We start from the raw sequence: 9,796 nt of genomic DNA, 5'->3' as shown, positions 1-9,796 counted from the left end.
CGCGCGCTCACGAAGCTCGGGCGGGTAGGGGGACGGACGTGCCATGGCTCGATCCTCTCAGGGAATCGAGCCTCCATCAGACCCGGAGCGGTTCATCACCGCGGCCATCGCCTGCCACGTCGCCCGCGCCGGCGGCACCGTCGACCAGCTGACGCGGCTGCTGCTGCATCCCGAGCACGAGGGCGGGCGGCACGCCCGGAGCATCGCGCTGCGGTCCGGGCAGTCGCGTGCCCTGGCCTACATCGGTCGGGTATGGGTCAGCGCCTCGGCCGCGGTCAGCAGCACGACGATGCTGGAATCGCGGCACCACGCGTACGAGGTTCTCGCCGCGCTGCGCGACCGCATCGAGACGACTCCCTGGCGTGGGGAACGTGGGCGGACCGCGCTGCGGGTCCTGCGGGCGCATCTTAACTTCGCCGAGATCGCAGGCGGTCCCCTGCACCACGCCAGCGAGCGGCAGACCGCGGAGGAAGCGGGGATATCCCGCACCACCCTCCGGGTCGTCTACGAGACCGTCCTCAAACCGCGGGGCTGGCTGCGACGTCTTCGAGTCGGCCACGGCCGCGAGGGCTCGTCTTGGTATCTCGCCGAGGGCAGCCCCGACCGCCACAGCATCCCCGTAGCGCAATCTCGTTTCCGAACCACTCAGTACCCCCCCGACCTGGCACTTGAGGAGTGGTTCACCCCTGAGACGGGCACGACGGCCGACCTCGACTCCACCGTCATCGGCCATCTGATGGGTCACGACGCGTTCGCCCACCGCGGTCTCGGCAGCGCCGCACTGGTGATCATCGGTGCACTGCACGCCCGTGCGGCGCAGACGGTCGCCGAGCTTGTCGGCTCGTCCTCCGTCTCCCGCGCCACCGTCTACCGCGCTTTGCGGCGCCTGGCCGACCACGGCCTCGTCCACCACGGCGGTGAGACCTGGACCCTCGCTCCTCGCGCCCTGGAAGGCTTCGGTGACCACCCTCCGGAGGCTGCGGCCGAAGAGATCGCCGAGCCAGCCCGCGGCTGGGACGCAGTCGCGACACAGCACGGGACCGCGGGCAGCGCGGCGCGGCGCAAGGCGCTGCACGCCGCCGAGCGCGCGGCGTACCAGAAGGCCCTGGAACGGCTGTCGGAGCACCGCAGCAAGGCCGTGGTGATCGTCCGCGACGAGCGCCAGGTCGTGGTTCCCACGCCACGCCCCGACGAGGTTCCCGCCGCGTGGCATGCCCCGGACGGCTGTGTCCTCGATCCGGTCACCGGCCGCGCCGCTCCCGACTGGCGGATCGCCACCGACGGACGGCTGATCCTCATCACCCCCGCCGACCAGCGCAGTTACGACGAGCTGGCCGCCGCCCATGCCGAAGCCCTCAGTGAATGGGAGTCCGCAGCGTGAACCCATCCCATCGACCCGCGGCCAGTCACAGCGACCCGGTCACCGGGCAAGCGCTGCGTGAGCAGTACGAGTCCGGTGCCACCGTGGACCAACTCGTGGCGAGCAGTGGCTTGTCGTACGGCACGGTCCTCAACCGGCTGCACAAGGCCGGGACCGAGATGCGCACCTCGTGGCAGACCCGCAGGCTCCGCGACGGGCAAGCCCGCCGCAACCTCGCGGCCCGCCTGCGCCGCCTCTACGAGCAACAGGGCGCCACCCTCACGGAGTTGGCTGCGGCTGGGTCCGTGACACGACGGGTCGCTCGGCGGCTGCTGATCGAGGCCGGTGGCACGCCTCGCACCACTCAGCAGACGCTGCGCATCCGCTCCGCAGCCACTACCGCACGGCGCATAAAGCTCGCGGAGTCCCTGCGGGCGCGGTACGAGGCCGGCGCCACGGTGCCGGACCTGGCCGCGGAGTGCAGCTACTCCATCGGCACCGTCTACCGGCTCCTGCACCAAGCGGGCACCCGTATGCGGCCCAAGCACAACCACGGCCCGGCCCGCACCCCGAGGAAGCGGTCGTGAGCGCCCCCGCACGGGTCCCTGGCCCGGCCCGGCAGGTCACGGGACCGATCACAGGCCAGCCCGAATACGGCGCTGCTCGGGGTCCTCCGTTGCCTCCGCTCAGCAGCCACCGAACGTCGGTCTACTCACCGACGCACGCAAGTCAACGCACCTTTCCCGATTCAGGAGATCAAGCACACGTGAGTGAGAACACCCGTACCAAGACCCTGGCCGCAGCCACAGCCAGCGCCTGGGACGCCTTCGTCATCGTCGTCGGCATGCTCAAGGGCGGCACCGGCAAGACCACCTCCGCCTGGTTCATCGCCCTCTACTACGCCGTCGTCCTCAACCTGCCGACCCTGCTGCTGGACGCAGACGCCACCAGCCAGTCCGCCTACGACTGGTTCAAGGTCGCCCAGGCCGCCGGCTTCGAGATCCCCGAGAACCTGGTCATCGAGCGGTACCCGTTCGACGACATCGCCGAGTACATCCGCACCAAGCGCGCCGAGTTCGGCGCGATCGTCGTCGACGCCGGCGGCGGCAGCGCCCGGATCTTCCACGAGGCTGTTACCGAGGCGAACCTCCTCCTCGTACCGGTAGCCCCCACCAAGATCGAGCGCCGCAAGCTCGTGGCCACCTTCGACGAGGCCGAGCGCGCCGCCGCCCGCAACGAGCACGGCGTCACCGCCCAAGTGGTCATGGTCAAGGCCGACGACCGCACCAGCCTGCCCAGCCGCGCGAAGGAGCAGCTGCTGGAGCCCGCCCAGGGCGAAGGCATCGGCCCGGACCGCGACGAGCCGTTCCCGCTCGCCGAGACCACCATCCACTCCTGGGTGCACTACATGGAGGCCTTCGGCGAGGTCCCCACCGAACTGAGCGAGTACGCCAACCTGATGAAGGAACTCACCGCATGAGCGAGAAGAACGAGCGGCCGAAGCCGCCGGCCCGCCGCACCGGCGGGCGTGCCCTGGGCGGGGCCAAGAAGACAACCCCGCCACCCCCTCCCCCGGTTGCTGAGCTCACGCCCGAACAGTTCGCCGCCGAACAGGCCACCGACCAGAGCGAAGGGGTTGCTGTTGGCACACCGCGGGTTCAGCACGCTCCTCCTGCGGCGGCCTTCGAGGCACAGGCTCAGGATCTGGCGCAGACCGTCGATACTGCCGAGGCGGGGACGGATTCCGCCGACGGCCTGGCCGAGCGGCAGCCACCGTCCGTGGCCTCGGCTCCCCAGTCTGGAGCGCTTGGGAGCCAGCCCGCTCAGTCCGCCGAACTCGATGGGCTGCACAGCCCGTTCCACGCCGCGTCCGCAGTTTCGGGCACGGCGCCGACTGCCGAGGTCGCCGTCCGCCAGGCGGTCCCTCCGGCGGCGGCCAGTACGGCGTTCCCGTTCAGGCCCGAAGGTCCTGGACCCCAGCAGGCACAGGACACTCGACCGCAGGAGCCGCCCAGTGAGGGAGCGCCCTACGCCCACGGTCCTGGTCGTCCCGAAAACATCCCCGAGGCCGCCGTCGTCCTCAACCAGCGCATCATCACGCGCGAGAGTCTCGACTCGTCGGTCCCCGCCGCGTTGAAGCTGAAGAGGCGGATCAAGCGCTTCGCGCTGGACAACGAACTCGACCACCTGCCCATCGGCGACATCGTTTCCGTCGCGCTGGACGAGTGGCTCACCGCCCGCGGATTTTAAGTCCGACCGCGGTCGACGAGGTGGCCGCCCCCATGTAGGGGTGCGGCCGCCCCTCGTGCCGACTATTCGAATAGGCAGCTAGGCGGATAGCTATCCGCCTAGCCGGTCCACCGGAGCAGCGCTCATGCCCGATCACTCTCCCTACGCCCGCCGACTGCGTGAAATCGCTGATGCACTCGACTCAGAGTTCCAACCGCCCGACACCGCTCTGACACCGCACCCGGACACCCTTGACATCATCAGAAACCGGCACAGCAAACGCGGACAGCTGAACTACGCCGTCCCGGAAGCCCTCCAACTCCAACGACGGATCCGCCGCTACAACGCCGATGCCAACCTCCCCCATGGCGACATCGTCACCCTCGCCCTCGACACGTGGCTCCGCGCAATGGGTTACCCGCCCGACCCTGTCTCTACCAGGCTGGAAAGGCCATGACCGGGCAGCGTGATCACTTGCCCTAAAATCGCCCAATAGTCAACTCTGGTCCTGATCGGCTCTTGTTGCAGCTCAGGGATTCTGCGAGCTCTCCGCTGGATTCCCGATTGTCTTGACATTCGACAAACCCGGGTGGTGAATTGTCGCAACCGTCGGGCTGTCATATTCGAAGTCGAACTCGGCGTAGTCGCTTCGATACTCGGCTGGCAGATTGTTGTCAGCGATAATAAACTGCACTTTTCTCTGGTTTGCGTCGGCCAACGTTACTAGCCTCCGGTAAAGTGCCGCAGCCAGAGCGTCATTGGGCGTATTGAGAGCCAGCCTGGGTGTATCGATGAGTAGGAATGCCGGGTAGGGGACGTCCGGGTTTCTGAGCGCAACAGCCAGGAGCGAAGTCCAGTACGCGAGTTGGGTTGCCGTCATCATGCCACCACCGGGAGGCATGAGGTCCGAGAAGATTTTTCCGTTGAGGACTGGCAAATAGTTGGTGCGATGGATTTCTGCTGTCTGCACGCCTGGAATGCGAAGCGTTGCGGCCGCTGCCTGGAATTCTTCCGAGATCTCGTCGAGTATTTCGGTTCTCCGGTGCGCCAGCGTTTGTACGGATTGGTCGATCCGGGCCTGGAGACGCTCTTGTTCAGTGCGCAGTTCCTGTACTGCGTTTTCCAGGTCGTTGACGCGGTCCCATTGGCGCAGCACTCCTTCGAGTTGCTGCTGCTGAGCCCGGGCTGTGGCGAGGCGTTCGGTGGCGTCGCTGTATGCCTGGAGCCTGGGAGTGACACGGTCAGCGGTCCGGCTGTCGAGTTCTGCCGTGAGTTTTTGGACCAGGTTGTCTCTGCCCGCTGCCGCGTCGTCCGCTTCGCTGATGCCCAGTGTCAGAGAGGCAAGTTGGTCATCCATCTCTTCGAGTTGCTGGGTCAGTTGGCGCAGCTCGTATTGGTCCTGCTCGCCAGAGTTCTCCACGGGATCCGGCTGAAGGCAGACGCGGCAGGCGTCTGCGGGCACTTCTCGTTCCGACAGTGACTGCATGCATCGCGGACAGACAAGGAATTCGATATTGGCGAGTCGCTCGCCTGCGTCGCGCATTCTGTTGAGCCGATCCAGGTCCGACTGGACGCGTCGTTGCTCCTGCGCACATTCATTTTTCTGGCGCTGCAGCTCTTTCACTGTGGCACGGGCATCTGCAAGGCTGCGCTCTGCCTCCGTGAGCAGGTCGCGCATGACTTGGGTATGGCGATCGACTACGGGATCGATCTCATCGCGCAGTACAGCCTGCTGCGACTCCGCTTCGCGCTCCGTGGCAATTGCCCGTTCAAGAGCTGCTTGAGCCTCGATTCTTTGCGTAGTCGCACTGTCGCGCAGGAATTGGAGTACCGCCTTGTACTGCTCAGTTTCCGTTGCGATTTTTCCCTTGAGCACATTCACCTGAGAGCGCATATCCAGAATCGAAGAGTCAGTGAGCCCGAACATTAGCTCAAAGACAATCTTCCTTTTGGGTTCCAGATAGCTCTGTCTGCTGTTGGCGATGTCGATGTTGATTTCGTACTGCGGTAGGTACAGAACGGAGAGGACATCGTTGAAGGTGATGCGGCTGCCTGCTTTGGTGCTCTGCCCGGATGCCGCGGCCTTCATGTCGTCGGGGAAGCCCAGAGCGGTGAGCAGGAGGGTGTTGAGACTGGGCTGGGCCGTGCCGATGTGATGGTCCGGGAGTCGCTCTTGCGTAGTGAGGTCGGTGACGCGAGCTTTCTTGCGCTTGATGCTGTCGAGGCTGCGCGCGATGCGCAGCCTTTGAGCGCCGATGGTGACGTCGAGGATGACGTCGTTGACGTGCTCTTGGGCGACGGTGGCCAGCCTGGCGTCGCCGCCGAAGCCGAACTTGATGAGTTCCAGCAGGGTGGTCTTGCCGACGCCGGTCGGTCCGGCGAGTACGGTCAGGTCGGAAGCGAACTGGTAGTTGACCTCGCCTTCCGTGGTGGCGAGAGTGACAGCGTTGATCCGGAACGGCGTGCTCATCGGATCACCTGCCGGTGGGGGCGGTTCATGAGCGGCGCAAGTCGCTGGTAGATGCGGTCCTTCAAGGCGTTCCCTGTGAGTCCGGAGGATGCTTCGGCGACTGCGTGGCACCGATCGTTGATAGGCGCCCACTGGTTCGTGGCGGACATGTCTCTGCTGAGTTGTTTGCCGGCCGATGTGGGGGCGAGAGCGACGCTTCCTTGTCGACCGCGCCGGTAGGCGAGTAGCCCTCGTCCGACGAGAGCGCCGATCACCGAGTAGTAGCGATCGTCCCAGGGGCCGTATTTGTAACGCGTCATGGGTGCTTCGACATCCGTGGGGTGCGCATCGTCGTTTGGGGTGAGGTGTAGCCGTGGATCCTCGGGCTGGAGTTCTTCGAGGATCTGCGGTGCGAGCGCGGGGTAGCGGACGAGGAAGTCGAGTTTCGCCAGTTTGGTGAGGCCGTCGAGCTTGTTCTGGTGTCCGGGCATGGAAGCGACAGCCGTTACGAGCAACAGGATTCGAGCCTGGTGGTAGGCCAGGTCTTCACGCAGCAAGGCCAGTTCGAAGGCATCGTGGCTCATGATGCCTCCTCTCGCTGGGCTCGGAGGCGCGTGATTTCCGCGTCGACGTCGAAGCGCTCACTGAACCACACCTTGCACTGGCTAGTGAGGTCGCAGATGCCCCCCAGGGCGAGGTCTCCATCCATTCCTACGGGCAGAGTCTCCTCCGGAAGTGCATCGACGCGCCGCTGAACCTCTTGCCAAAGTGCCTGGCCTTGAACGGTGGCGTTCGACGTCGCCACTGTGGCCTCGTCACTCACCCGGTGCAGGCGTCGGCGAAGTTTGGCCTGCTCAGCGCGGGCAGCGGGGTCCCCGTCGAGTCGGTGGCGCCAGTAGTCCCGGTACTCCCGCTGCAGTTCTTCTGCCCGTTCGATGCTGTTGTCGCCGCAGTGACCGGCGGCCATCTTGACTGCCAGACGGCTGAGACGTGGCTGGGCGACGAGCGGCTGGAAGCCTCGCGGATTGGCGATTGCCGTTCGGATTGCGATGTCGATATCCGTCATGGAGACGATGCGACTGACGTCCGCGCGCTCCAAGTCCGCAGTACTCGGCAGCGGTGTGCCGGGTTTGTAGGCGAGGACAGCAGGGAGCTTCCCCCTGGGCATGGGCCCAGCCGCTCTCATCCGGACACGCATCAGGTCGTGAACAGCTTGCCAGACCGGGTCTGGCGCCACGTCTACGCGAACTCGTTCCAGCACGGATTTGGCGTACATGTTGGCCGCTGCGTATGCCACGAAGCCCCGCGGGAGACGGGTGTGGTCGATGACGAGCATGGAGAGAAAGCGGGCGACCTGGGCTTGTTCTTCCTCTGTCGCTTCCTTCGGATTGCTGTTCTCACTCCAGAGGGCTGGGAGACGCTCCGGTTTCGTGTGCTGCCGTATGCACCGGCACAAGTCCTTGACCGGCTTCTGGTGCTCTGCAGCGACAGCGAGGGCAAGACCGCTCATGCGCAGAGTGCGAAGGCTCTGGATTGTGGCGGCCAGTTCTTGAGCGGCACCTGCGAGTCCGGGAGTGGTCACAAGGCGACAGGTGGGCCTCTCGCCCAGGGTGTGCCATCGGTTGAACAGGTGGGCGATTCCGCCGTCGTCCGCGAGCTGGTTGATGGTCGTGTAAGCGCCGTACGGAGCATCGCGATGCTTTGCCGAAACCAGTTCGACGTCGTCATCGACCACGACCGCCCAGTCCTCGTGGCGTTCGCAGACGATGCGGCAGGCGTTGTCCGCCGCAAGGCGGCCTTCACTATCGAGCGCAGTCTCGTAGAGAGACAGACTGTCGGCGGTGGCCATCGCTGCCTGCCAATCAAAGAGATCGGCGGTCTGCGCGCCTGCGTCGTCCGGCTGCGGCACCGTCCAGAACAGCTCAACAGCGGTCGGGCCCGTTGCGTTCGCGTCCAATTACACCCCCCGGATCACAGGGGTAACTTTCTGTGTTCAACGGCTCACGGTCAAGTCCTACTCCGCGACCGATGGCCGTGCACCTCTTGAACCACCGACCCCAGCACGCCGATACTCCTGTCACCGGAGAGCATTGGAAGATCAACAGCAGCCGACCCGCCAGACGCCATATTTCGCGCACCAGGCATGGCTAGCGTGGCGGGCTGCTTGGAAGGTGCCCGTTGGCGGACTGGACCTGCGTTGCGATGGAACGCAGGTGGTCGGCAAGTTGTGGCTGGTCGTAGCGGGTGAAAATCTGCGCGAGGCTGTCGACGAGGTTCATGCGGGCGGGCGTGTCGAGGTCCTGCACGAAGGTCTGGAGCAGGTGAGCGACTTGGACCCAAGCGGTATGCGGGGCGTAGGCGGTGATTTCTCGTGTCAGCTGGCTCAGGGCGTCGATGGTGTTGCGGTCGGCGGCTTGGGGTTGGTGGATGAGCCAGTAGGCGAGAGCCAGTGTGGGCGTCGTGGACAAGGCCCGGTGTAATTCCTCTGCCTGGTACTGGCGTTGTCGGTTCGTCTGCTCGGTAAGGGCATTGTCGTGCATCCGGCGCTGGAGGCAGACGACCGCCTCGATGTCTGAGCTCTCAGCTGTCAGCTGCACCCGGGCCCACAGGAGGCGGACGGGAGCATCGACGAGGTCGTGTGACGTACCCAGTCGGCTGTTGATATGGGCTTGGGCCGCCTGGTGTTCCGTCAGGGGATACAGGCCCGACACGGCGCGGGCCGTTTCAAGAGCATGGTGAATGGCAGCCGCGCGAGGGTCCTGGTGGTGCCGGGCGGCTGGTGTTTCTTCCCATCGACCGGTCAGGTGTGCATGGAAGTGGTAACCGGAGGCGTCGCTGGGAAGCGCGTACGGGTTGTCGGTGTCGGTGAGCTGGCCGGCCCGCAGGGCGGGCCAGCCCGTTCGGTCACGGTTGCGGCGCATGAGGGTCAGGGGGTGCGGCGGGGTCTTGGGCCCTCATTCGGGTCGATAGCTCGTCGCGCAGGCGGGCGGCGTCGCTGGGCTGCGGCGACGGCGGTGCAGGGATCCAGCTGAAGAGCAGGTTCTGCATGGCGATCATGCGTCGCGCGCTGTAGTGCGGGTCGGTGGGGCGGTGCACCGCGCTCAGGAAGATCTGCTGAATCGTCGAACTGAGGTCCGAAATATCGAGAGCTGTCTGCATCCAGTAGCCAAACGCTTGGGCCGCGATCGGAGACCAGTCGTCCGTAGGCAAAGCGTTGCGCCACATATCGCTGAGCCACACCGTCGTAATCTGCTCGTCCGTCAGGAGAGCGGGTCCGTCAGGTGTACGGCGGGCGGCGAGGTAGGCGAACGTGCTTTGTGCCGCTGCCTGCTGGGGTTTCCGGTGGTCCCCGGCCCACTGGGTGAGCTGCTTGTGGATGGCGGGGCGCTGGTCGTCCTGGTCCCACAGGCTGTTGAGGGCTTGGCTGATGGCGGCGGTGACCTCGTCGCTGTGTACGGCGTTCTGATCGACCGGCGTGGCCAGCTCAGCGATTCTGCTCAGCATGCTGGTCGGATAGATGGTGGCCAGCCGCTGGAAGGCGCGGATGAGGACGACTTTGAAGTCCGCGCTGAGGGTGTCCGTGTCCCTGACCCATCTGCGGTAGGCGCTGCGGGCCAGAGCCCCGGCGCGGTCGTCGATTGCGGCAAGCACCAGCAGGTCGCATGCTGTGGGCGCTCACGGAATGTTCCCGGGGTCGGCTCATGTAATGGGACCGACCCCGGTCTGTTGAGTGGGTCTACTTCGTGGTGGCCGTCGCC

General features: G+C 65.6%; 10 protein-coding genes. 5 read left to right on the top strand and 5 right to left on the bottom strand.

Annotated elements, in window-relative coordinates; genetic code table 11:
* The first annotated feature begins 43 nt into the window (after nt 1-43).
* From ABZ855_RS47870 to ABZ855_RS47850, 5 genes are all read left to right on the top strand, one after another.
* Complete coding sequence (locus tag ABZ855_RS47870) at nt 44-1,381, top strand: transcriptional regulator (protein ID WP_360820236.1); 1,338 nt, start codon at nt 44-46, stop codon at nt 1,379-1,381.
* Nucleotides 1,378-1,947, top strand: a complete 570-nt coding sequence (locus tag ABZ855_RS47865) for a helix-turn-helix domain-containing protein (protein ID WP_360820233.1) — start codon at nt 1,378-1,380, stop codon at nt 1,945-1,947. The genes ABZ855_RS47870 and ABZ855_RS47865 overlap by 4 nt, the downstream gene beginning before the upstream one ends.
* A 179-nt stretch (nt 1,948-2,126) precedes the next feature.
* Entirely contained in the window at nt 2,127-2,840 is a 714-nt protein-coding gene (locus tag ABZ855_RS47860) for a ParA family protein (protein WP_360820230.1), read from the top strand.
* On the top strand, nt 2,837-3,610 hold the full coding sequence (locus tag ABZ855_RS47855; RefSeq protein ID WP_360820227.1) for a hypothetical protein: 774 nt from the start codon (nt 2,837-2,839) through the stop codon (nt 3,608-3,610). Before ABZ855_RS47860 ends, ABZ855_RS47855 begins: the two co-directional genes overlap by 4 nt.
* 124 nt (nt 3,611-3,734) lie before the next feature.
* Nucleotides 3,735-4,046 (top strand): hypothetical protein, encoded by a 312-nt coding sequence (locus ABZ855_RS47850; protein WP_360820224.1) that lies wholly within the window; start codon nt 3,735-3,737, stop codon nt 4,044-4,046.
* Between the two features lie 72 nt (nt 4,047-4,118).
* On the opposite strand, the gene ABZ855_RS47845 is transcribed toward ABZ855_RS47850, so the two are convergent.
* From ABZ855_RS47845 to ABZ855_RS47825, 5 genes are all read right to left on the bottom strand, one after another.
* On the bottom strand, nt 4,119-6,059 hold the full coding sequence (locus ABZ855_RS47845) for a hypothetical protein (protein ID WP_360820221.1): 1,941 nt from the start codon (nt 6,057-6,059) through the stop codon (nt 4,119-4,121).
* Nucleotides 6,056-6,622 (bottom strand): hypothetical protein, encoded by a 567-nt coding sequence (locus ABZ855_RS47840; protein WP_360820218.1) that lies wholly within the window; start codon nt 6,620-6,622, stop codon nt 6,056-6,058. Before ABZ855_RS47840 ends, ABZ855_RS47845 begins: the two co-directional genes overlap by 4 nt.
* Complete coding sequence (locus ABZ855_RS47835; protein ID WP_360820215.1) at nt 6,619-7,995, bottom strand: hypothetical protein; 1,377 nt, start codon at nt 7,993-7,995, stop codon at nt 6,619-6,621. Before ABZ855_RS47835 ends, ABZ855_RS47840 begins: the two co-directional genes overlap by 4 nt.
* 190 nt (nt 7,996-8,185) lie before the next feature.
* On the bottom strand, nt 8,186-8,959 hold the full coding sequence (locus ABZ855_RS47830) for a hypothetical protein (protein WP_360820212.1): 774 nt from the start codon (nt 8,957-8,959) through the stop codon (nt 8,186-8,188).
* A complete protein-coding gene (locus ABZ855_RS47825; protein ID WP_360820209.1) occupies nt 8,943-9,689 on the bottom strand; it encodes a hypothetical protein in 747 nt (248 codons plus the stop codon). The genes ABZ855_RS47830 and ABZ855_RS47825 overlap by 17 nt, the downstream gene beginning before the upstream one ends.
* Between the last annotated feature and the right edge of the window lie 107 nt (nt 9,690-9,796).

It is taken from the genome of Streptomyces sp. NPDC047042 (genome assembly GCF_040644035.1).
Classification (GTDB): Bacteria; Actinomycetota; Actinomycetes; order Streptomycetales; family Streptomycetaceae; genus Streptomyces.
Note: the sequence above shows the minus strand (reverse complement) of the source record. Positions and strands in the feature narration are given on the sequence as shown.

Bases quoted from the DNA above. Each gene is read 5' to 3' on its own strand.
- ABZ855_RS47870 (WP_360820236.1), top strand. From the start codon at position 44: ATGGCTCGATCCTCTCAGGGAATCGAGCCTCCATCAGACCCGGAGCGG.
- ABZ855_RS47855 (WP_360820227.1), top strand. From the start codon at position 2,837: ATGAGCGAGAAGAACGAGCGGCCGAAGCCGCCGGCCCGCCGCACCGGC.
- ABZ855_RS47840 (WP_360820218.1), bottom strand. From the start codon at position 6,622: ATGAGCCACGATGCCTTCGAACTGGCCTTGCTGCGTGAAGACCTGGCC.
- ABZ855_RS47845 (WP_360820221.1), bottom strand. From the start codon at position 6,059: ATGAGCACGCCGTTCCGGATCAACGCTGTCACTCTCGCCACCACGGAA.
- ABZ855_RS47850 (WP_360820224.1), top strand. From the start codon at position 3,735: ATGCCCGATCACTCTCCCTACGCCCGCCGACTGCGTGAAATCGCTGAT.
- ABZ855_RS47830 (WP_360820212.1), bottom strand. From the start codon at position 8,959: ATGCGCCGCAACCGTGACCGAACGGGCTGGCCCGCCCTGCGGGCCGGC.